The 23,453-nt window shown below is 37.8% G+C and carries 22 protein-coding genes; 6 read left to right on the top strand and 16 right to left on the bottom strand.

Going from position 1 to position 23,453, the window contains the following annotated elements; translation table 11 throughout:
- Positions 1 to 160: 160 nt before the first annotated feature.
- From WAK64_RS18555 to WAK64_RS18535, 5 genes are all read right to left on the bottom strand, one after another.
- Positions 161 to 1,300, bottom strand: coding sequence for an acyl-CoA dehydrogenase (locus WAK64_RS18555; protein ID WP_336588500.1), 1,140 nt, complete (start codon positions 1,298 to 1,300; stop codon positions 161 to 163).
- A gap of 43 nt (positions 1,301 to 1,343) precedes the next feature.
- A complete protein-coding gene (locus tag WAK64_RS18550) occupies positions 1,344 to 2,480 on the bottom strand; it encodes an acyl-CoA dehydrogenase (RefSeq protein ID WP_336588499.1) in 1,137 nt (378 codons plus the stop codon).
- Between the two features lie 68 nt (positions 2,481 to 2,548).
- Positions 2,549 to 3,403: a 3-hydroxybutyryl-CoA dehydrogenase gene (locus WAK64_RS18545; protein ID WP_336588498.1), complete on the bottom strand. Its 855-nt coding sequence runs from the start codon at positions 3,401 to 3,403 to the stop codon at positions 2,549 to 2,551.
- A 60-nt stretch (positions 3,404 to 3,463) separates the two neighbouring features.
- Positions 3,464 to 4,654: an acetyl-CoA C-acetyltransferase gene (locus WAK64_RS18540; RefSeq protein ID WP_336588497.1), complete on the bottom strand. Its 1,191-nt coding sequence runs from the start codon at positions 4,652 to 4,654 to the stop codon at positions 3,464 to 3,466.
- Between the two features lie 366 nt (positions 4,655 to 5,020).
- Positions 5,021 to 7,132 carry a 4Fe-4S dicluster domain-containing protein gene (locus WAK64_RS18535; protein ID WP_336588496.1) on the bottom strand — a complete coding sequence of 704 codons (2,112 nt, stop codon included), beginning with the start codon at positions 7,130 to 7,132 and terminating at the stop codon, positions 5,021 to 5,023.
- 243 nt (positions 7,133 to 7,375) lie between these two features.
- Here WAK64_RS18535 and cls point away from each other — a divergent pair, with 243 nt between their 5' ends.
- Positions 7,376 to 8,569 (top strand): cardiolipin synthase, encoded by a 1,194-nt coding sequence (gene cls, locus WAK64_RS18530; RefSeq protein ID WP_336588495.1) that lies wholly within the window; start codon positions 7,376 to 7,378, stop codon positions 8,567 to 8,569.
- A 318-nt stretch (positions 8,570 to 8,887) separates the two neighbouring features.
- Here cls and WAK64_RS18525 read toward each other — a convergent pair whose 3' ends face one another.
- The 5 genes from WAK64_RS18525 to speE all read right to left on the bottom strand — a co-directional run bounded on the left by WAK64_RS18525 (position 8,888) and on the right by speE (position 13,476).
- Positions 8,888 to 9,055, bottom strand: a complete 168-nt coding sequence (locus WAK64_RS18525) for a XapX domain-containing protein (RefSeq protein ID WP_336588494.1) — start codon at positions 9,053 to 9,055, stop codon at positions 8,888 to 8,890.
- Positions 9,056 to 9,388: 333 nt separating this feature from the next.
- Positions 9,389 to 11,059, bottom strand: a complete 1,671-nt coding sequence (argS, locus tag WAK64_RS18520) for an arginine--tRNA ligase (RefSeq protein ID WP_336588493.1) — start codon at positions 11,057 to 11,059, stop codon at positions 9,389 to 9,391.
- On the bottom strand, positions 11,056 to 11,499 hold the full coding sequence (locus tag WAK64_RS18515; protein WP_336588492.1) for a YwiB family protein: 444 nt from the start codon (positions 11,497 to 11,499) through the stop codon (positions 11,056 to 11,058). Before WAK64_RS18515 ends, argS begins: the two co-directional genes overlap by 4 nt.
- Positions 11,500 to 11,757: 258 nt before the next feature.
- Positions 11,758 to 12,627, bottom strand: coding sequence for an agmatinase (gene speB, locus WAK64_RS18510; protein WP_336588491.1), 870 nt, complete (start codon positions 12,625 to 12,627; stop codon positions 11,758 to 11,760).
- An 18-nt stretch (positions 12,628 to 12,645) separates the two neighbouring features.
- Entirely contained in the window at positions 12,646 to 13,476 is an 831-nt protein-coding gene (gene speE / locus WAK64_RS18505) for a spermidine synthase (protein WP_336588490.1), read from the bottom strand.
- A gap of 220 nt (positions 13,477 to 13,696) precedes the next feature.
- Here speE and WAK64_RS18500 point away from each other — a divergent pair, with 220 nt between their 5' ends.
- A complete protein-coding gene (locus WAK64_RS18500; protein WP_336588489.1) occupies positions 13,697 to 15,775 on the top strand; it encodes a transglycosylase domain-containing protein in 2,079 nt (692 codons plus the stop codon).
- Positions 15,776 to 16,002: 227 nt separating this feature from the next.
- On the opposite strand, the gene WAK64_RS18495 is transcribed toward WAK64_RS18500, so the two are convergent.
- On the bottom strand, positions 16,003 to 16,512 hold the full coding sequence (locus WAK64_RS18495) for a YwhD family protein (protein WP_336588488.1): 510 nt from the start codon (positions 16,510 to 16,512) through the stop codon (positions 16,003 to 16,005).
- Positions 16,513 to 16,533: 21 nt separating this feature from the next.
- Complete coding sequence (locus WAK64_RS18490; protein ID WP_336588487.1) at positions 16,534 to 17,208, bottom strand: site-2 protease family protein; 675 nt, start codon at positions 17,206 to 17,208, stop codon at positions 16,534 to 16,536.
- Between the two features lie 89 nt (positions 17,209 to 17,297).
- Between WAK64_RS18490 and WAK64_RS18485 the strand changes: the two genes are divergently transcribed.
- A complete protein-coding gene (locus WAK64_RS18485; protein WP_336588538.1) occupies positions 17,298 to 17,519 on the top strand; it encodes a 2-hydroxymuconate tautomerase in 222 nt (73 codons plus the stop codon).
- 64 nt (positions 17,520 to 17,583) lie between these two features.
- Here WAK64_RS18485 and WAK64_RS18480 read toward each other — a convergent pair whose 3' ends face one another.
- The 3 genes from WAK64_RS18480 to WAK64_RS18470 all read right to left on the bottom strand — a co-directional run bounded on the left by WAK64_RS18480 (position 17,584) and on the right by WAK64_RS18470 (position 19,893).
- Positions 17,584 to 18,087, bottom strand: a complete 504-nt coding sequence (locus WAK64_RS18480; RefSeq protein ID WP_336588486.1) for a YwgA family protein — start codon at positions 18,085 to 18,087, stop codon at positions 17,584 to 17,586.
- A gap of 28 nt (positions 18,088 to 18,115) precedes the next feature.
- Positions 18,116 to 19,417 carry an HD domain-containing protein gene (locus WAK64_RS18475; protein WP_336588537.1) on the bottom strand — a complete coding sequence of 434 codons (1,302 nt, stop codon included), beginning with the start codon at positions 19,415 to 19,417 and terminating at the stop codon, positions 18,116 to 18,118.
- A 251-nt stretch (positions 19,418 to 19,668) separates the two neighbouring features.
- Positions 19,669 to 19,893, bottom strand: a complete 225-nt coding sequence (locus WAK64_RS18470; RefSeq protein WP_336588485.1) for a YuzB family protein — start codon at positions 19,891 to 19,893, stop codon at positions 19,669 to 19,671.
- A 252-nt stretch (positions 19,894 to 20,145) separates the two neighbouring features.
- Here WAK64_RS18470 and WAK64_RS18465 point away from each other — a divergent pair, with 252 nt between their 5' ends.
- Both WAK64_RS18465 and WAK64_RS18460 read left to right on the top strand, forming a co-directional pair.
- Complete coding sequence (locus tag WAK64_RS18465) at positions 20,146 to 20,895, top strand: RsfA family transcriptional regulator (protein WP_336588484.1); 750 nt, start codon at positions 20,146 to 20,148, stop codon at positions 20,893 to 20,895.
- 196 nt (positions 20,896 to 21,091) lie between these two features.
- Complete coding sequence (locus WAK64_RS18460; protein ID WP_336588483.1) at positions 21,092 to 21,727, top strand: Bax inhibitor-1/YccA family protein; 636 nt, start codon at positions 21,092 to 21,094, stop codon at positions 21,725 to 21,727.
- A 61-nt stretch (positions 21,728 to 21,788) separates the two neighbouring features.
- Here the strand turns inward: WAK64_RS18460 and lipL are convergent, their stop codons facing one another.
- Positions 21,789 to 22,634: an octanoyl-[GcvH]:protein N-octanoyltransferase gene (gene lipL, locus WAK64_RS18455; RefSeq protein WP_336588482.1), complete on the bottom strand. Its 846-nt coding sequence runs from the start codon at positions 22,632 to 22,634 to the stop codon at positions 21,789 to 21,791.
- 280 nt (positions 22,635 to 22,914) lie between these two features.
- Here lipL and WAK64_RS18450 point away from each other — a divergent pair, with 280 nt between their 5' ends.
- Complete coding sequence (locus WAK64_RS18450; RefSeq protein WP_336588481.1) at positions 22,915 to 23,238, top strand: hypothetical protein; 324 nt, start codon at positions 22,915 to 22,917, stop codon at positions 23,236 to 23,238.
- Positions 23,239 to 23,453: the final 215 nt, after the last annotated feature.

Genomic DNA, 23,453 nt, shown 5'->3' with positions numbered 1-23,453 from the left:
ATTCATCATTTTAATGCTGTAGCTACTGCCGATTGAAACAAGACAGTAGCCACTGTTTGTCTCTTAAATTTATAATTCTAAAGTTCTCTCTACTTTTTCATTAAACAAAGCATTATCCCCTTTATGCTCTGTTCCATTAGCTATAACACGTACTCACAAACTATTTCGTAATCATTCTAGAAATAACAAGTCTTTGTATTTCTTGTGTACCCTCATATATTTGCGTAATTTTTGCATCACGCATGTAACGCTCAACCGGATAATCTTTTGTGTAACCATAGCCTCCAAAAATCTGTACTGCTTCAGTCGTCACCTTCATTGCTGTATCGCCCGCTAAAAGCTTGGACATTGCAGACTCTTTTCCATATGGAAGCCCTTCTGACTCTAACCATGCCGCTTGATAGGTTAATAGTCTTGACGCTTCTATATTTGTGGCCATATCGGCAAGCTTAAAGGATACACCTTGATTCCTAGCAATAGACTTACCAAACTGCTCACGTTCCGTAGCATAGGCAATCGATGCGTCTAGAGCCCCTTGGGCAATACCAACTGCTTGTGCAGCTATGCCATTTCTGCCACCGTCCAAAGTCTTCATCGCAATTTTAAAACCATCACCTTCTGTGCCAAGTAAGTTTTCTTTCGGTACTTTACAATCTTCAAATATGATTTCAGTCGTTGGAGATGAGCGAATCCCAAGTTTTTTTTCTTTCTTCCCAACAGAAAATCCTTCAAAACCTTTTTCAATGATGAATGCGCTTGTACCACGCTGTCTCTCAGACGGGTTTGTTAAAGCAAATACAACATATGTATCCGCAATTCCGCCATTTGTAATGAAAATCTTACTACCATTTAAAATGTAATGATCCCCTTCCAAGCGTGCTGTTGTTTTCATTCCACCTGCATCTGAACCTGAGCTTGGTTCAGTTAAACCGTACCCTCCGATTTCTTTTCCTCTTGCCATCGGTTTTAAATACTTCTGTTTCTGTTCTTCTGTACCGAACTTATATATTGGCCACCCTGCTAATGACGTATGTGCAGAAAGTGTTACACCTGTAGAAGCACATACACGAGACAACTCCTCAACAGCGATGCAATATGCTAAATAATCGCTACCAATGCCACCATATTCTTCTGGCCAAGGGATTCCTGTTAATCCTAGTTCAGCCATTTTATCAAAGATTTCTCGATCAAATCTCTCTTCCTCATCACGTTCAGATGCTGAAGGAGCCACTTCATTTACCGCGAAATCTCGTACCATTTTTCGAATCATTTCATGCTCTTCTGATAAACGAAAATCCATTTTCTCTCCTCCTACTTTTCTTCATACTGGTATGTTAAGCCGATTATTTTATAAGATGTTTGCTTAATACTACACGCTGAATTTCACTTGTACCCTCATAAATCTCCGTTACTTTTGCATCACGGAATAATCGTTCTACTGGATACTCTTCTGTATAACCATAGCCGCCGAACACCTGTATTGCTTCAATTGTTGTAGCCACAGCTGTTTGAGAGGCAAATAGTTTTGCCATAGAAGCTTCTTTTCCACATGGCAAATCATTTGCACGAAGATTTGCTGCACGATAAACCAGCAGTTTGGCCCCTTCTATATTTGTGGCCATGTCGGCAAGCTTGAAACCAACACCTTGTTGCAAAGCAATTGGTTTGCCAAATTGCTTTCGTTCTTTAGCGTAGTCCACACTATGTTCATAAGCTGCTTCTGCTATTCCCAATGCTTGAGCAGCAATCCCGATTCGACCCACATCAAGGTTGGCCATTGCAATCTTAAATCCTTCTCCTTCTTGTCCGAGTAGGTTTTCCTCAGGTACGACCATATTGTCAAATGTCAGTTGTACCGTCTTAGACCCATGTAGGCCCATTTTTTCTTCATCTTTTCCAATTACAAGACCGTCTGTCCCTTTTTCTACAATGAAAGCTGAAATTCCCTTTGTTCCAAGCTCAGCGTTCGTCTTTGCAAATACGATATACGTATCCGCTTCTCCACCATTGGTAATAAATACTTTACTACCATTTAGTACATAATGTTTACCTTGCTTCACAGCTCTCGTTTTTAAGCTTCCTGCATCTGAACCAGCAGATGGCTCGGTTAAGCAAAACGCACCTAAATATTCACCAGAAGCAAGCTTAGGTACATATTTTTTCTTCTGCTCTTCATTTCCGAAATATAGAATTGGATTTGTTCCAACGGAAGTGTGGACAGAAAGAATCACTCCGATGGTAGCGCTTACTTTCGAAAGCTCATGTATAGCTAAAATATAAGAGATAAAGTCCATACCTGACCCGCCATACTCTTCTGGAATGGTTATCCCCATTAACCCAAGGTCCGCCATTTTTCCAATTAACTCTCGAGGAAACTCCCCTTCTTCCATCCTGTCTACATAGGCTGCGACTTCGCTTTGAGCAAAATCTCGTACCATCTTTCTCATCATCTCTTGTTCTTCTGTCAAGCGTAAATCCATCTGTTATCCCCCTTAGTTCGTCTATTAACGCTTCGATTGCTAATGCATATTTCTCTATCCATTAGCCGTTATCTCTCATAAGTGTAAAACCCTCTACCACTCTTTTTACCTAACCAACCCGCTTTTACATATTTTCTTAGAAGTGGACATGGACGATACTTATCATCACCAAATCCGTCATGTAACGTTTCCATAATGTACAAGCACGTATCAAGACCAATAAAGTCAGCCAACGTCAACGGACCCATTGGATGGTTCATTCCGAGCTTCATTACATCATCAATCGCTTCTTTTGTCGCAACTCCTTCGTATAATGTATAAATCGCTTCATTAATCATTGGCATTAAAATCCGATTTGAAACAAACCCTGGAAAGTCATTTACTTCAACAGGTACCTTCTGCAATGCTTTCGTCATGTCCTCCACAGCTTGATATACTTCATCATCAGTCGCCAGCCCACGGATGATTTCTACTAATTTCATTACAGGAACGGGATTCATAAAATGCATACCTATTACTTTTTCAGGACGTTCTGTCACTGCGGCTATTTCTGTAATGGGAAGTGAAGATGTATTCGTTGCTAAAATTGCCTCCTTCCCAACAATTTTATCTAGCTTTTGAAAAATTTCTTTTTTAATGTCCATACTTTCTATTGCCGCTTCAATGACAATATCCACATCACTAGCATCTTCTAATGAAGATGAAGGGGTTATATAAGAAAGAATTTTCGTTTTTTCTTCTTGTGACAGCCTTCCTTTATCAACAGATCGAGTGAGGTTTTTCGTAATGACGGCCATACCTCTTTCAATATACTCTTCCTTTAGATCATTCAATTTCACTTCAAAACCCGCTTGAGCACAAACTTGAGCAATACCCGAGCCCATTTGCCCTGCACCGATGACCATTACTTTTTTTATATTCATACCATTTCCCCCTTAATTCTGACCATTTATCGGTAGTGCCCCCCTACCTTTGCGTTTTCATTATTTAGACTTCGGTACCTCAATCATGATGGCATCACCTTGCCCAGTTCCAGAGCAAATAGACGCAACACCAAGTCCACCACCACGGCGCTTTAGTTCATATGCTAGTGTTAAAATAATTCTTGCTCCACTAGCTCCAATTGGGTGTCCTAGCGCAACAGCACCTCCGTTGACATTAATTTTCTCTTCATGAAGATTCGCTATTTTACCACTTGTAAGTGCTACTGCAGCAAATGCTTCGTTAATTTCAAATAAATCAATTTCATCAACTGTTTTCCCCGTTTTCTTTAGGAGTTTGTTAATAACAAGACCTGGTGTTTCCGGGAAGTCTTGAGCATCTACAGCAACGGTAGCATGGCCTATCACAACAGCAAGTGGTGTTTTATCTTCTTTTTTAGCTCGTTCTTCACTCATCAGAACAAGGGCTGCTGCTCCATCATTGACTCCAGGTGCATTTCCTGCTGTAATGGATCCATCATGTTCAAACACCGGGTTCAACTTTTGTAGGCGTTCCATAGTCGTATCCTTCCTCGGTGCTTCATCATGCTTTACAATGAGTGGATCCCCTTTCCGTTGTGGTATTTCTACAGGAACCACTTCCTCTGCAAAGACCCCCTTCTCCGTAGCTTCAATTGCACGGTGGTGACTTCTTAATGCCCATTTATCTTGTTCTTCGCGTGATATCTCAAACTTTTTTGCTGTACGGTTTCCATAGATGCCCATATGAACACCTTCAAAGCAACATATCAAACCATCGTGAAGCATTAAATCTTTTACCTGACTATCACCCATCCTTAGTCCCCAGCGAGCTTTTGGAAGAACATAGGGCGCATTCGACATTGATTCCATACCCCCAGCTAGGATAATTTCCTCATCTCCTGCACGAATAATTTGGTCCGCAAGTGTGACACTCCTCATACCAGATGCACATACTTTATTAATTGTTTCAGTTTGAACGTCCCACGGTATTCCGGCATGGCGTGCAGCCTGACGAGAAGGAATCTGTCCCTGTCCCCCTTGAAGCACAGTACCAAAAATTACTTCACCAACCTCTTCTCCTTCAACATTTGACCGCTTTAATGCTTCTTTCATCGCAATACCGCCAAGTTCAGCTGCTGTTAAAGAACTTAGTTCTCCACCAAACTTACCAAAAGGTGTTCTTGCACCGTCTAAAATAACTGTTTTCCCCATTTTCATTCCTCCTTTTAATTCGTAAACGCTTTCATAAATTACCGACTGAACGCTCGCTCACTTTATTCTCAGAAAGACGGGGCGCTTTGCCCCAATAAATTCCTTATTATCTCTTTTATTATAAAAAAGAATCATAAAAAATTATATATTTTTTGCTAAAAATTCTAAATTTTTATATATATCTGCCTATTTATTTGTTGTTGCCACAGCTTTATAAGCTAGACAGATCAGCGGTTAAACACAACAATAGCAAATACAAAGAACCTGTCACCTATTTCTATTAAAACGCCGATGCCCGTTATGAGCGGGAGTCCCGATTTAGTTAACAGGCAACAGCGAGTATCACGATATTATTAAATAATGAAGTTAGTGCAGAGCACCTTCGTTACTTCCGTAAACAGCTTTTTCAAGAAGTTCCGCAACATCGTAGGTAGAGATGTTTTCCTCAACTTCCTTCGCTTTCGTTCCATCTGAAAGCATTGTTAAACAATAAGGACATCCCGAAGAAATGACAGATGGTTCCACCTCTAACGCTTGCTCCGTTCGGGCAACATTAACGCGGTGTCCAGTATCTTCTTCCATCCACATTAATCCACCACCAGCTCCACAGCACATCCCCTTCTCACGGTTACGTTCCATTTCCACTAGTTCCACACCTGGAATGGCTTGAAGAATTTCCCGAGGAGGTGAATAAACTTCATTATATCTTCCAAGATAACAAGAATCGTGGAACGTTATCTTTTCATTCACTTCATATTGAGGGGTTAACTTCCCTTCCTTCACTAATTTAGCAAGAAGCTCAGTATGGTGATAGACCTCTGCTTCAAACCCAAAGTCAGGGTATTCATTTTTAAAGATGTTATAGGCATGTGGGTCAATGGTAATTATTTTATTAACTTCATTTTTCTCAAACTCTTTTATATTTGCGGTAGCAAGCTCTTGAAATAAAAATTCATTTCCTAGACGTCTAGGTGTATCACCAGAGTTTTTCTCCTTATTCCCTAAGATAGCGAACTTAATACCTGCCTCATTCAGTAGCTTTGCAAACGAAAGTGCAATTTTTTGACTTCGGTTATCAAAAGCGCCCATTGAACCGACCCAAAATAAGTATTCAAAGCTCTCACCTTGTTTTTTAAGTTCTTTCACAGTCGGAATGACAACATCTTCGCGTGCGTCTCTCCAATTTTCTTTCTCTTTTCGATTTAATCCCCAAGGATTTCCTTGACGCTCAATATTCTGCATAGCACGTTGTGCGTCAGCATCCATTTTTCCTTCAGTTAAAACAAGATAGCGACGAAGGTCAATAATTTTATCGACATGTTCATTCATTACCGGACATTGATCTTCACAATTACGGCAAGTTGTACAAGCCCAAATCTCTTCTTCAGTAATGACATCTCCAATTAAACTTGGACTATATGCCAACCCTGCAGCTGCCTCTTCCGCCCCTTGAGAACTACTCGCTAAAGCAATTTGATTTCCTTTTGTATTAGAAAATGCGAAGGTTGGAACCCAAGGCTGTTTAGATGTCACTGCTGCCCCATGATTCGTAAGATGATCACGTAATTTCACAATTAAATCCATCGGCGATAGCATTTTCCCTGTCCCAGTTGCTGGGCACATGTTCGTACAGCGACCACATTCAACACATGCATAAAAATCAATCATTTGATGCTGTGTAAATTCTTCTATTTTTCCTACTCCAAATGTTTCTTGTGTCTCATCTTCAAAATCAATTTTACTTAGTTTACCAGGGTTATCTAAGCGGTTATAATACACGTTTGCAGGCCCAGCAATTAAATGAGCATGCTTGGATTGTGGAACATAAACTAAGAAGGCTAATAAGAACAGTAAGTGAACCCACCAGGCAATGTAAAAGATAACGATTGCTCCTGTTTCCCCTAACCATCCTGTTCCAGCAGCAATAGCTGAAGCAATTGGCTCAGACCAAGTTAGTTCTTCCCCATGCCAGATTAACCCCATTCCATTTCCAATTAGAACAGATAACATTAACCCTCCGATAAAAATGAGGACAAGTCCACTTTTTAATCCACGCTTTAAACGTACTAGCTTTTCAATATAACGACGATAAAACGCCCAAATTACAGCAATTAAGATCGTAAGTGTTACAATTTCTTGAAAGAAAGTGAAGCCTGGGTATAAAGGACCTAGCGGAAGGTGAGACCCAGGAGCTAACCCTTTCCAAATGAAATCGATCGCACCGAATTGTACTAATATAAAACCATAAAAGAACATGACATGAATAATGCCACTTTTCTTATCCTTCAATAGTTTTTTCTGTCCAAATACATTTACCCAAATTTTATTTAAGCGCTCTTTAATATTCTGTTCGAATTCTACTTTCTTACCTAGCTTAATGAACGCTATTCTCGTTTTCACAACATATACAAATAAACTAACGGCGTAAGCGGTTACAAATAAAAACGCAAGCCAGTTTACAATGAGTAATATATTCATTTAGCACTCTCCCCCTTTAAAGGTTTCATAACCTTTCCCCCTTTGTTGTATAAACTTTTACAAACATTAAAATTTTCAGAATGTTCCTTAGTTCCATTATATAATGAATGAGCATTCAGTCAATATGTTTTATGCTTTTCCTTATTTTTTCTTTCAACAAACACATAGTTTACAATCAATTTCTTTAAGTAATCTTAAATGTGGGCATACTAAGCGATATTTAGTAAGAAAGAGGGAATTATTATGTGGTGGGTACTGATACTTTTCATCCTATTAATACTTGGAATATGGATCATCGTTGATTTTTCATTAGGTAAGTACTTTTATGAAAAGAACAAAAAAAAGCGCACTTACTCAAAACGAAAGAGTAATATTCAATTTTTCGCGAGTGGCCCTGAGCTCTTCAAGCAAATGTTGGCTGATTTCGAACAGGCAAACAAAAGTATCCATACATTGTTTTTCATTGTAGAAAATGATTCCTTTAGCCAGGAATTTTTTAACTTATTAGAAAAGAAAGCTTCTGAAGGGGTAACTGTACGCTTAATGATGGACAGATTAGGGAGCTATAAAATAAAAAGAAACATCATAGATCGTCTCAAATCAAAAGGAGTGCAGGTTCAATTCTCTTTAACACCAAAGCTCCCCTTTCTACTTTTTTCTATTCAAAAGCGGAATCACCGAAAAATAACGGTAATTGATGGGGAAATCTCCTATATTGGCGGCTTTAATGTTGGAAAAGAGTATATTGATGAGGGAAAAGAAAAGCTTTGCCCTTGGCGAGATTATCACCTCCGTATAACAGGGGAAGGAACGAAAGACCTACAAACTGAATTTCTTATCGATTGGGGGAATACAGCTCTCTTTCAGGATTCCTCTCTATTCCCTCCTCTTAATAAAGGAGCAAGTACGCACCAACTTTTCCCAAGTGAAGGTGTCAATATAGAAATCTTTTATAAGAATCTTATTGAAAATGCACAACATACTTTAATCATCGGTTCCCCCTACTTTATCCCTTCTAAAGTATTAGAGGAGGCTTTATATTCAGCTTTAAACCGTGGCGTAAAACTATCTATTCTTGTTCCTTATGAACCTGATCATCCACTTGTTAAAGAGGCATCATTTAGGTTTTTCCGTAAGCTTCTCCCGCTCGGTGCGCAGGTTCATCAGTATAAAAATGGCTTTTTTCACGGAAAAGTAATCATTGTTGATCATATTATAGCTGATTTAGGAACAGTTAATTTTGATAAACGAAGTTTCTTTATAAACCTTGAAATGATGAATTTAGTGTTTGATCCTACTGTTATCTCTACCGTCATGAAAACAGTTGAAATTGATATGAAGAAGTCACATCTATTGACTTTGGATGAATTAAAGCACGTCGGACTGTGGATTCGTTTTAAAGAGCAGATAGCTCATATCATGTCTGATTTATTATAGTATCTTTTGTAGTACTCATCTCTAACTCAAAGCATAATGAAAATAAAAGTGGAGGACCTAGTTCTTTCCAAATAGAAGATCATTTTTTAGCTACTACCCTAGCTTTATTAACAATAAAGAGCAATTCTTCATTCAAAACCTTATGTAAGAAGAATATCGACAAGAGCAAATTCCTTTATGAAGGTTTTTAGCACGTGGAATGATAGAGTGACGGGATGTGGAAAAATGCTAAAGGAAAAAGCAGAGTAGCTCTTTTAGAAGCAATACTCTGCTATTCCTTTCCCTATCCGATTAGATACTACAACAAATTTCGTCCATTCAACTAAGTAAAGTTTGAACATACTCATAGGCTTTGAAGCCCAAGTATACACCCACGATCCCCATAACCCCTGCTAAAGCAGGAGGAGCAGGAATTGGGAGCTTTAATAAAGCAAAAATAAACCCTACAATAAAGCCTGTCACTATAGCGAGTAGTATTACTTTCATTTTGTAGCCTCCATCACTTCGATTAAAATTAGCATTTCCTAATTTCACATCTATTATGATGTACAAAGTGTCAGGTTCAATTTATCCTTTATAGTTCCTTCCGTTATAGAAAGCACTTATTTTTCAATACTCTTATAGGTAGGACCCCCATTTTTGAATACTCACTAATGGGGTTCGTTTGTTGCAGTACTATACCTATTGCCACTCCCCCACTTGCGTTACAACGGTGGAAGCAGTCAAAACCCAATTTTGTTACTAATGAATAAAGGAACGCATTATCCTCTACTTTATCCAACTAATTGAATCACAATATAAACCGTTTTAAGAGTTTCATTACATTTTTTCTGGAGCTGAAACACCAATTAATGCCAATGAATTTTGTAAAGTAATTTGAACTGCGCTTATTAAGCTTAAACGAGCTTGTGTAAGGTCTAGATTCTTATCATCTAACACTTTCGCAGCATTATAAAAGCTATGGAAGGCAGATGAAAGCTCATTAACATAAGTTGCAATACGATGCGGTGTACGTTTTAATGCGGCGTCAGCAACAACGACAGGAAAATCACCTAGCTTCTTCAGTAGGTCCACTTCTTTTTCCTTACTTAGCAGCGAAAAGTCCGCTTTCCCTTCTACTTCTATGCCTTGTTCCTTTGCTTGACGTATAATCGAACAAATACGAGCGTGAGCATATTGAGCATAATAAACAGGGTTTTCATTCGATTGTGAAACGGCTAAATCCAGATCAAAATCCATATGTGTATCGCCACTTCTCATGGCAAAGAAATACCGAACCGCATCTAAACCAACTTCATCCACCAATTCACGCATCGTAACGGCTTTTCCTGTCCGTTTGCTCATTTTCATTTTTTCACCATTTTTATAAAGGTGAACAAGCTGAATAATTTCCACTTCAAGTTTCTCTGGGTTAAAGCCTAAAGCTTCAACAGCAGCCTTCATTCGTGGAATATAACCGTGGTGGTCTGCTCCCCAAATATTAATTAATATGTCATGACCTCGCTCAAATTTGTCTTGATGATACGAAATATCAGGTGTTAAATACGTATACGACCCATCGTTTTTAATTAACACTCGATTCTTATCATCCCCAAATTCGGTGGAGCGGAACCAAGTTGCCCCATCCTCTTCATACACATGTCCATTTTCTGATATCGTCTTTAGTGCATTATCGATTTTACCGTTGTTATATAAAGACGTTTCTGAATACCAAACATTAAATGGCACACGGAAGGTTTCTAGATCTTTTTTTAATTTTGCCATCTCATATTTCAGCCCGTAGGATCGAAAGAAGTCATAACGTTCTTTTTCATCAACTTGAACATATTTATCATCAAATTCCTTCGCCAACTCTTCGCCCATTCCAATGATGTCTGCTCCGTGGTAGCCATCTTCTGGCATCTCTTTATCGTGACCAAGCGCTTGAAAATAACGCGCTTCTACCGACATGGCCAAATTGTGAATTTGATTCCCTGCATCATTAATATAATATTCACGTGTCACATCATAACCCGCTTTTTCTAATACATTACATAAGGAATCTCCGACAGCTGCTCCACGCGCATGCCCTAGGTGAAGGTCTCCAGTTGGATTTGCTGATACGAACTCAACATTAATCTTCTCGCCTTTTCCAGCAGTGGATTCACCATAGCGTTCTTTTTTCTCTAGAATAGTTGGAATGAGCTCTGTTAAATAATGATTGTTCATATGGAAGTTAATAAATCCAGGTCCAGCAATTTCAATGCTTTCAATTGACGCTTTTGTTTTATCAAAGTGAGTAATGATGTCTTCCGCAATCATTCTCGGTGCTTTCTTCGCAATACGAGCTAATTGCATAGCCATATTGGTAGAATAGTCACCATGTGCCTTTTCTTTTGGTGCTTCTAAAATCACATTTGGAATTTGGTCTTCAGATGCGAGACCTGATTTTAAAACCGCTTCTTTAATTTCTATCTTTAGCTTCTTTTGTACTTGTTCAACAATATTCACGCTTCCAAATCCTCCTTATATGTAATGTTCATTTTATACGTTCCGACCACACTTCCCTGCATCGATAGGTCATATATTAACAAGATTTCTCCCTCTGTATCAGAAAGCATAGTATGTGAGAGTTTTTTAGTTGTTGTTTGCAATAAAAAGGTTCCGTGAGCACTTTCGTAAGAACCATTCATCTTAGTCCTTAAATCAAAAGCCAACCTCATCTTTAATGCACCGCTTCTCATAATTAAACCAGTTGTCTCTTTCACCTTCACAATGGTCTTAACGGTTCCTTCCTCTAATACTTCGTCATACTTTAGAAAATAGGCACCTGCTTTTTGATAGTACCGTCCAAACGTAGTGAACGAAATGGTTTCCTTCTCACCTTCTTGGCTAATACTTGTCGTTAGGTGAATTTTGACAGGAGTGTAATCGCGCTTATGTTCTGTCAATGAATTCACCTCCTTTTAATAGTTTTATCCTTATAACTAATTAAGTATAAAAAGGTTTAACGAAAAATGCAATCATTCCCGAAATTGTCTTCTTGGGAAAAACATAGTCCACCTATAGATGGTAGTATGCTTGTGCAAAAAAAGGAATATTTCCTCACAATATTTGTATCATTTGTGAAGTAAACACAAAAAAGGAGAAAAATTAATTAGCAAAAAGGGAGCACACTAATAGTAGTTGCTCCCTTTTTTTGTTCAGGATTACATCCATCCTAAAATCATTTCTCTAATTAATTTACTAGCGGTGTTCGCCGTTTGCTCAGAATGATCATATATTGGTGCAACCTCGACCAAATCACAACCAACAACCTCAATATTTGATTGAGCAATGGCGTGAATGGAAGCCAGTAGTTCCTTAGACGTAATTCCTCCACAATCAACTGTACCAGTCCCTGGTGCATGTGCTGGATCCAGTACATCAATATCAATTGTCACATAAACTGGACGACCGGCGAGCGTTGGCAATATTTCTTTTAATGGCTCCAGTACTTCGAATTTCGAGATATGCATTCCATTGTCTTTTGCCCACTGAAACTCTTCCTTCATTCCAGAGCGAATGCCAAAAGAGTATACATTGTTCGGACCAATATGCTCGGCAATTTTACGGATAGGTGTAGAATGTGATAGTGGTTCCCCTTCATACTCCTCTCGTAAATCGGTATGAGCATCCATATGGATAATCGCAAGATCCGGATATTTTTTAGCCATTGCTTTCATGACTGGCCACGAAACTAAATGTTCTCCACCCATACCAAGTGGAATTTTTCCGTCTGCTAATAAGGTGTCAATATATTCTTCAATTAACACAATGCTACGTTGTGGATTACCAAATGGAAGTGGGATATCTCCCGCATCGTAATATTTTACTTCTTGTAATTCACGATCTACGTAAGGACTGTATTCTTCTAATCCAATCGAAACCTCTCGAATACGAGCTGGACCAAATCTAGATCCAGGGCGATAGCTAACAGTCCAATCCATTGGCATGCCATATAGTACCACTGAACTCTCCTCATAAGAGGGGTGACTATTGATAAACACATTACCCGAATATGCTTCATCAAATCGCATTATTATACACCTTCTTTTCTATTCTGTTAGGTCTTTTACGAATTTAGGCAGGACAAAGGCTGCCGAGTGTAATTCTTTCGTGTAATATTTCGTATCTATTTCATGGAAACGTTCAGCATCGACTTGAAGAGGGTCATGCTGTTTAGACCCTAATGTGAATGTCCACAACCCACTTGGATATGTTGGAATATTAGCTGTATACAGCTTCGTAATCGGAAAGATTTCTTTAACATCTCGTTGTACTGTCTGAATTAAATCGGCTTTAAACCATGGGTTATCCGTCTGTGCAACGAAAATTCCATCTTCTTTTAATGCTTTTGAAATGCCGGCATAAAACCCTTTAGAAAATAAATTAACAGCTGGACCAACCGGTTCAGTTGAATCAACCATAATCACGTCGTATTCATTTTCACTTTGTGCTATGTGCATAAAGCCATCATCTACCTTTACTTCAACGCGTTCATTTTCTAACTCCCCAGCAATTTCTGGTAAATATCGCTTGGAGTATTCAATGACTTTTCCATCAATTTCAACGAGTACTGCTTTTTTGACACTTGGGTGCTTTAACACTTCCCTAATAACCCCGCCGTCTCCGCCGCCTACGACTAACACTTTTTCTGGGTTTGGATGAGTAAACAGCGGAACGTGTGCTACCATTTCATGATAAACAAACTCATCTTTTTGAGAGGTCATAACCATCCCATCAAGAAAAAGCATGTTCCCCCATTCTGCCGTTTCCGCCATTTCTAGCTTTTGAAAGTCCGTTTGCTCTGTATGTAAAGTACGATTAATTTTCATCGTTATTCCGAAATTTTCTGTTTGTTTTTCAGTAAACCAAAATCCAGCCATTTTTCATCTTCCTTTCTCATTGAACTGTTTATTTTCTGTATTTAGTAGGAAATCACCTTTATCCTTCCCTAATAATCTAAATGCAAACATCAGAAAAAGTATAATCGAATCTAGCAAAATTACAAGCAAAATTTTAAACTTCTTGAAGTTTAAAACCGTGCTTGAAGCATCATAATAATACAATGATGGAACTCTACTATTCACAGAAGGTGTGACAAATATGGAGCTAATAACGAATAAAAGGTTTAAAAGAACAATAAAGTATGTTAGAGCTTTTGTCATGATTGGTATGATTATCACCTCTTTGGTATTGTCTGCCTTCATTGGTGTATTACTATACGCCAAAATAAAAGGAAAGCCTCCCCTAGCCGTTCCTCAATCCACACTCTATTACTCTGCCGATGGTGAAGTAATTGGAGAAAGTCATAATGGCGAAAAACGCTACTGGGTATCATTAGATGATATTACTCCCGCTTTGATTCAGTCGACCATTTCTATTGAAGATAAGAGTTTTTTTGATCACAATGGGTTTGACTATCGGCGAATTGCAGGAGCAGCTATCGCTGATATGAAAGCAATGGCAAAGGTTCAAGGAGCAAGTACGATTACTCAGCAATACGCTCGTAACCTCTTTTTAAGCCATGACAAAACGTGGCAACGCAAGCTGAAAGAAGCAGCTCTTACAATTCGAATAGAAATGTATTATAGTAAATCCGACATTTTAGAAGGGTACTTAAATACAATCTACTATGGTCATGGTGCTTATGGTATAGAAGCGGCAAGTCAATTTTATTTTGGGACAGAAGCCAATGAACTTTCTCTTGCTCAAGCTGCGATGCTAGCAGGCCTGCCAAAGGCTCCCAATCATTATTCCCCTCTAGTAAATGAAGAAAAAGCGAAAGAAAGACAGGAAATCGTTTTAGCAGAATTAGAAGAAGACGACATCATTACAAAGGAAGAACAGCTTCAAGCAAAAAATGAAAAACTAGTGTATGTTGGTCAACATGCTCATAATGTGAAAGAGAATTATGGATATTTCCTAAATGGCGTCAAAAACATTTTGAATAAACAACTAAAAATAGATGAGACCTCTCTAGATTTAGGCGGATTAAGTGTTTATACGACACTTAACACAAAACATCAAGAAGCTGCTGAAAAATCAATTAGTGAAAATATGCCGGATAGCGGGCTTCAGGTCGGATTAACAGCTATCAATCCTAAAAATGGGCATATAACCGCGATGGTTGGTGGATTGGATTATGAAGAAAGTCAATATAACCGGGCTGTTCAAGCCTATCGTCAACCGGGGTCTACTATTAAACCCATTTTATATTACGCAGCATTAGAAAGAGGGTTTACCCCTTCTACCACTATGCGTAGTGAGTTGACTTCTTTTTTATTTGATGATGGACAAAGTGAATATACCCCTCATAATTATGGGAATCTTTATGCAGATGGACCGATTACCTTGCCACAAGCGATTGGTTTGAGCGACAATGTTTTCGCAGTAAAAACTCATATGTTTTTAGGGGAAGACGTTCTTGTTAAAACGGCAAAGAAATTTGGGATTTCAACCAAGATTGAAGCAAAGCCATCTGCTGCTCTCGGAACGTACGAGGCAAATGTCCTAGATATGGTTACAGCATATAGTCACTTTGTCAACGGAGGTAAAAAAATTAATCCTGTTTTCATCACAAAGATAGTTGCTGCCAATGGGGATATTTTATATGAACATAAGTCAATAAAAGAGCAAATTCTCGACCCTAATCTCGCTTTTGTTATGACTCATATGATGAAAGGCACATTTGATCCCAGCTTAAATATACCAGGCTACGCCAATATAACAGGAAACACTATTTTAAATGAATTAACCCGACCTTATGCAGGGAAGTCAGGGACTACTAACTGGGATAACTGGATGATTGGCTTTTCACCACAATTAACTGCAGGTGTATGGACAGGGTACGATGATAGACGTAAGATAGAGTTAAGGACGGACTTAACAGCAGCTAAACATGTTTGGTCACAATTTATGGAAGAGGCCTTACAAGATACGCCTATTAAAGATTTTACGCCATCAAATAACGTCATTAGTGTAATGGTCGATCCTCATAACGGAAAACTTGCCACTGAAGATTGTCCAGTAGCCCGAAAAACGTATTACGTGAAAGGGACCGAACCGAAAGAACACTGTTTCGATCATATCGAGACACCTGGATCTAGAAAAAAAACAGACACAAATGAGAAGAAAAAAGAAAACAAATCTATATTTGACCGCTTCATGGACTTCTTAAGATAATCAAAACCACTTATAGGTAGGTATGTTTAAACAATTCGTTCTGGTGAATGATTAAAATAAAAAAAGAAAACCTCGGGTTTGTGCGGAACCCGAGGTTTTCAATGTCCTAGCTTTACATCTGTGCTGATGTGCTTTTAGTTTACTTTGTTTCTTAAGCGTGAGCAAGATGTGAACGAAGCTTTCAAATAAATGTCATACTTTGTTCACTCTTTTTCCAAATATAGGAATTATATTGCTAGTGCCTTTTTTAATTGTTCGCTTGATAAATCCCAAATCTCTTGATTATGATTTTTTAGAAAATCTGCTAAAACTATTTTAGAGCTATCGTCCATATGTTCGACCATAATATGCCTCTTCATCGACTTATCCATCTTATTAACGTGATCTGGCAACAGCTTATATCCTCTTCTTTTCTCACGATTCACTACCATTTCACACGCTGTAACTCCAGCGTAATAAGGGCCTTCGGCTTTGCGATCTATCGTTACCCACACGAGCCAATACGCTTTCCCTCCTTCGGAATCTTCGCGGTTCGTCGTGAACTTAATTCCCTTTTCGACCGTACTTCGAGCATGCATGGCGCCGATATCAATAAAGGCATCTTTCTCTTCAACATCAACAAAGACAGGTGAAATATTTTCCAAAGTTAACGAACCCACACCAAATCCACCGTGGCCATCTGTCGGTTCATCTTTTATAATATTAAAGCCCATTTTTTTCTTTTTCTTCTCTTCCATATCTATTTCCTCCTCGAATTTTTATAGGAAAGGCAATAAAATAAAGTGATAAATGCTATAAAAACCACTAAATACGATATATATTCCACCATTTATAAAAGGCCAGATCAAATATTGATCTAGTGGAGTAATAATGAAAATCAAAAATAGTAAAATTCCATATTGTTCATATTTCGTTAAGATTGGTCTTATCCTTGCCGGAACGATGTCCTCTATAATTCGATATCCATCAAGGGGAGGAAATGGCAATAGGTTGAAAACAAATAATAGTACGTTAAGATAACCCATGATTTCAAATAAACTCCTAAAAAACATCATCGATTGCGAAACCCCACCAAAGTTATCGAGAATTAAATAGATCCCGTATGATAGGAAAGCAATTAGAAAGTTACTTAACGGTCCTGCTAATGATACAAGAATACTATGTAATCGTGGCCTACTTAAATTAAAACGATTAACTGGTACAGGTCTTGCCCACCCAAACCCTGCGATTAAAATCAGTATGGTTCCAAACGGATCTAAATGCTGTGCAGGATTTAATGTTAGCCTTCCTTGTTTTGCTGCCGTATCATCACCAAATTTATAAGCAGTATACGCATGAGCAAACTCATGAATGGTAAAGGCTACAATTAGAGAAATGACAATAAACGGTAATTCTTCTAGCGAAAATCGCAAAATGCTATCTAAAAAATCCAAATCCTTCTACTCCTTCAGATAATTAATATTTGTCGTTGCTTGAATTCTTTCCATGAAATAAATAGACTTGTATTGAACAACTTACTTTGATTGTATCAAATTTTCAAGTTTGGAGGAATGAATCAATGCCATACATAACGGTTAAAATGCTAGAAGGTCGTTCAGAAGAACAAAAAAAAGCACTAGTAGAAAAAGTCACAGGTGCAGTTAGTGAAACGACCGGTGCCCCAGAAGAAAACATTGTCGTCTTCATCGAAGAGATGAGCAAAAACCACTACGCTGTTGGTGGAAAGCGTTTATCTGATAAGTAACTCTTTCCGGCGCTCTACAACTGTCTATAACAATAAATAAACCTCGTCTTGAGACGAGGTTTATTTATTCATTTAACTTGTTTAACGATTGGATATAATCATAGGCTTCATCAATTTCTTCTAATGTATAATTTTGCTTACTCTTTAGCGTAAATACTTTCTCGATGACTTCCTCTTTTCCAAGCTCATCAAAATATAATACGGTGGAAACAAGCTCTAAAAAGCGGGAAGGCCTTTCATTCATGTTATTGAAGCACCTGTCTATTTTGGGCATATCCTGTTCATAGTGTTCTAAGAAGTCTTGCCCTTCTTTTGTGACCGTATAGCGATATTGATAATATCCACCTTTTTTCTCTTTCATTTCTTTGACAAAGCCCATATCACAAAGCTCTTCTACTCTTTGTGTCAATTCTTCGGAGTAAGGCCCATAAAAATGAAACTGGAATTTTTCTTGAAAAGGAAACGATAGTTTCTTCGAAATATAAATCATCTTTTGCAGCTTTTTTCGGCCAACTACTTCACTAGTAGACAATAGCGCTCCTAGTATTTTGGCATGATCTTTTAACACATTATTCATCTCCTACTTCTAAACTACTCTATGATAAATCTAAAATCTCACGTATTTGCTTTTTTATTTTTTTATGAGAAGAATCATCTTTTAATAAATCTTGTGGGAAATAAAGCTTATGGTCAGTTCTTCGCTTCCCAGATATCCCACTTACAATATGTGATTTTCTTGAAAGCTCTTGTAGTTCTCCAGATGGGGTCAATAAATGAATGGGTAATCTTTCTTCTTCTTCCCCTGGGCGGTAGAAATCATAAGGTAAATCTGAAGATGAATCCACAATCAAATAATATTCTGGATCAATTCCTATTTGGTAAAAAAGCTTTTCAAGTTCCATCGCTTTTTTATATTCCTTGGCTGGATCATACTCTACATACTTAAATAAATTCCGATTCATAAACCGATTTGACAGGTCTCGTAATATATCATCCTTTTCGTTTTGCCACATTTGAAAGTAATAAAGAATAATGGCCTCGTCCAGTTGGATGTAATCTTCTAGTTTAATGTCTTCTTGGAATAATGAAAAGAAATGAGTTGGCCTTTGTTCAAATGCATAGTCATTTTGATAAAGCCATTTTGCACGGTGCAATATTTTTGTTAACACAACCTCCGCACTTCTCGTCACAGGATGAAAATAAACTTGCCAGTACATTTGGTAGCGGCTCATGATATAGTCCTCAACCGCATGCATACCACTTTGTTTAATGACGACTTGATCTTCACGAGGCCGCATAACCCGGAGAATTCTTTCCATATCAAAATGACCATAGCTTACGCCCGTAAAATAGGCGTCACGCTGTAAATAATCCATTCGATCAGCATCAATTTGACTAGAAATCAAACTAACCACTAGCTTATTTTCAGAGGTTTTTTCAATAATTTCTGCGACTCTTTTAGGAAATTGTTCATCTACACGACGTAGGACTGAATTCACTTCTGTGTTTTCTAAGATCATTCGCTGAGTAAATTGTTCATGATCAAGGGAAAAAACCTTTTCAAATGAATGTGAAAAAGGACCATGCCCAATATCATGAAGAAGAGCAGCACAAAGAGACAATAGACGAAATTCCTGTTTCCATTCAGGTCGACCAACAAAAACATCATCCACAATTCGACGAATAACTTCATAAACACCTAATGAATGGTTAAAGCGACTATGCTCTGCACCATGAAAAGTGAGATAAGTCGTGCCCAACTGTTTAATTCGTCGTAGTCGCTGGAACTCTCTTGTTCCTATTAGATCCCATATCACTCGATCACGCACATGAATGTAGCGATGAACAGGGTCTTTAAATACTTTTTCTTCATCTAGTTTTTGCTTTGCGTACTCCATCGTTAACCCTCTTCCTACTGAAGTTGATTCTGTTAACTCTATTATAACTATTTTTCCTTCATCATACATCTCAACCCACATTGAATAAAATACGAAGTCCAACGATAAAGGCTGTTGATTATAGAAACTTAGATCATCATATAAAATTTTTCGACACAGCTTCACACATCTGTTTTATCGGATAAAACAAGAGATAAAAAATCACCTTCCCCTAACATTTTGGGGAAGGCGATTATTCTATTGACTTATTATTATTTCTTTAATTTCTTTTTCACTTTCTCCATTAATTCTTCTTCTGTCAAAGCCGCTACGGGGCGATTATTTACAAAAGCAAAAGTTTTTTTACGACCTGGACCACAATAGGATTGACATCCAATTTCTACAGACGCACATGAGTCTATTTCCTTAAGCTTTGGTATCAGTGTCTTTAAATTAACGGCTTGACAGTCATCGCAAACGCGAAATTCGTTTGCCATATGACAACAACCCTTTCTTTATAAAAAATAAAAAAGATCTCGACGACCTTCATACTAATCTATCTTCACTTAGGAAATTGTACAGTTTATCGAAAGGTAATGCAAGTTCCATCTTATGGTGCGTAACGAAAAAAATGAGTTTTATCCAACCAAACTACTAGAAAATAGGAATTTTCGAATATTGGTATAAAAAAACCCGTCTCTGGTCAAACTGTTGATAAGAAAAATCCTTAAGAAATGGGAGATGAGTTAATGAAAACAAGACAAGATGCTTGGTCGGAAGAAAATGACTTACTGCTAGCGGAAACAGTTCTCAGACACGTAAGAGAAGGAAGTACCCAATTAAATGCTTTTGAAGAAGTTGGTGATAAATTGAATCGCACATCTGCTGCATGCGGATTTCGTTGGAATGCCGTTGTGCGTCATCAATATGAAAAAGCTCTTCAACTAGCAAAAAAGCAACGAAAACAACGCCAACGTATCCTTGGAAAAGATCAAGGAGGCAAGAAAAAACTACTCTATCAACCGCCGACTCCGTCCTTCGCTGAACTTGAAGCTTTAGAGGTGGAAGTAGAGACAAGTGCTGAAATCAAGCCTGAGACACAAGATTTCTCCTTAGACATGCAGGCGGAAGAGTACGTTGAACCAATTAATTTAGTAGATGAAAGTAATATAACTTCTGACACAAAGGGAGATATGACATTAGAAAAAGTCATTCTATTCTTGCAAAATCTTGGCTCTTCACATTATCAAACAGATATATTAAAAAGTGAAAACCAACGCTTAAAGCACGAAATAGCCGAACATAAGCAGCAAAAAAACGAGTTACAAATCAAGGTAAATGAACTCGAAAAAAATTCTGTAACAATGCAGGAAGACTACGAAACACTTATGCAAATTATGAACCGTGCTCGTAAACTCGTATTATTCGATGAAGAGGATCGTCAAACCCCAACGTTCAAGATGGACCGAAATGGGAACTTAGAAAAAATGGCAGAGTAATAAGAGGCCATTTCAACATTCCCCTCTTTGAGTTAAGAATGAGAAGTGGTAACGTTATTACTTCAAATATAAATATAAAAGAAGCTGATGAATTCATCAGCTTCTTTTATATTTACAAACTCACTCTATATTTTTTATCATAATTACGTTATCATTTCATATATAGAAAAAAATGATAATTTGAGGAGAATGTTGAATGTATCAAGAAGCCGTTCAAGCACCACTTGCTGCTGTATTAAGAGCATTTGCCGTCTCATTAGCCTTTGCCGTTCTCGGTATGATTGCCGGTATGTTCGTTCCTCCCGCTCTCTTTCTTCCACTTGTCGCTATCGAGATTGGTATGCTATTGTTTGCCTTCTTTTTGAGAAGAAAAAAGGCCATTTCCTATACTTTTTTATATACCTTTACGTTCATTTCAGGAATTACAATGTACCCCGCCATTTACTATTATTTACAAAGTATGGGGGCTGATTTAGTTCTTCTTGGAGTAGGAACGACCTTTACGGTATTTACAGGCCTTGCCCTTTACGCTACGACAACGAAACGAGATTTAACTTTCTTAAGAGGCATGTTGTTCGCTGCATTGTTAGCACTTATTGTGATTAGTATCTATAATATCTTCGTGCCAATTAATAGCTCTGGTATGTTAGCATTTTCATTTATTGGTGTTCTCGTATTTAGTGGGTTTGTTCTATATGACTTTAACCGAATGAAACAATACGGTATGACATTAGATGAGATTCCGTTAATGGCATTAAGTTTATACTTAAACTTTATTAACTTATTACTAAGTATTCTTCGTATCTTTAATATCTTGTCCGAACGAGACTAAAAGGAACGAAGAATTCTGTAAATAGGAGAAAAGGAAGTAGATAAAAATATCTGCTTCCTTTTTATATGGTTAATGCTTTCGAATTACGATCCACTACTCGATGATAGTATTGCTCGTAAAGGACAAGTTCTTCTCCTTCTAGAGTTGTAGGCAGTAGCATTTCACTAACACTTTTTAATGTTGTGAGAAAGCGAAGCATGACGTCCTGTATACTTAACTTTACCCCTAGCAGTTCTGTTAAAGAAGCCATAACTTCTGGACGAATTGAAGGGTATTCAAATTTGGTCTTTATTCCTTTACTTCCTTCTTCATAGAAGCGTTGAATAACTTCTGCACGCTTACTTCCGCTTCCTGTTACACATAAATAAACTTGAACTGCAACACCACCTCGAACTCTACGTTGAGATATACCTGCAAATTTACGTCCATTAATGCTTAAATCATAGCTCCCTGGGCAATACGAGCCGACAATTTCTTTTGCTTCAATATTTACAGCAAAGTCCTTGAACATGTATACAATAAGTTGATGCATTGCATCATATCCACGATCAATATCAATCCCTTTTTCCGTATCTGGGAAAATAAGTGAAATATTTAGCACTCCTTCATCTAAAACAACAGCTAAGCCACCTGAGTTACGTACGATGTATTGGTAGCCTTCTTTTTCTAGCTCAGCTAGACCATTCTGTAAATATGGAAGTTTCGTATCCGTAATGCCTAGGACAATTGTATCGTGATGGACCCATGCCCTTGCCGTTGGTGCTGAATCCCCTACACCCACAGAAGTACAAAGTGTATCGTCCATCGCAAAAGACTGAAGTGCACCGAACATCGGTCCTAAGCTCGTTTGGTCAATCACTCGCCACTTTTGTTGCTGTAGTAATGTCATTTGTTTATTCGAATCCATTGCTGTTTGCCCCTTATCATCACTGCATTATCGTTTCATTAGTATAGCACATATTTCCCTTTATAAGATGCAGCTGGCGATTTTTCAATGTATCATAAAATCTGATGATGGTTATTTACACGCTTCTTTGGTCATTCAAACTCCTCAACCACTCTCATTATTACTATTAACAATTAATGAATCACTTTATCTCATTCTAAACTAAACTCACATTCTTCCCTAGTAGTCGTTATTACTCCCCTTTATAATAAAAGTATTTCACAATAAAGGGGATACTGCTATGACATTATGGACGTTCTATTTAGCCTTGCTTGGAACAGCTTCAATTGCTGCCTTCAGAAGAGAAGCAAATAAAACTTCTTCTCTAAAGTTTGATTTTTTCCTTTCCATTATTACTTGGGTAGGATTATTCGGGTATGTAACAAATATTCAAATGCTCAACTCAACCTTTTGGAAGTTGGCTTTTGTCATCATATTAGTTTGGGATATTCTATTTACACTATTTTATCCAACCGATGAAGAAGTTCCTATATGGGCACGGAGTATTGGGTTAATATTTCTTTTTCCGTTATATTTAGGGCTCTATCGATATGCTTTTGAGTAATAGAGCTTTGTCTTAATACAATACACTAAACTAGTGATGATACAAATGAATGCCAAAAAATTATTTAGAGAAGCGTTCTTTTTATAAAAAATGAGGCTGGGACAAAACCCACCTCTGAGATGAAAAAGCCGGTGAAATTTTACAATAAGTAAAATTTCACCGGCTTTGTTTATTTTTGAATTAAAATAAGGACCACTTCTGATAAAATAAAGTTA

The sequence above is a fragment of the Bacillus spongiae genome (genome assembly GCF_037120725.1).
Lineage (GTDB): Bacteria > Bacillota > Bacilli > Bacillales > Bacillaceae_K > Bacillus_CI > Bacillus_CI spongiae.
Note: the sequence above shows the minus strand (reverse complement) of the source record. Positions and strands in the feature narration are given on the sequence as shown.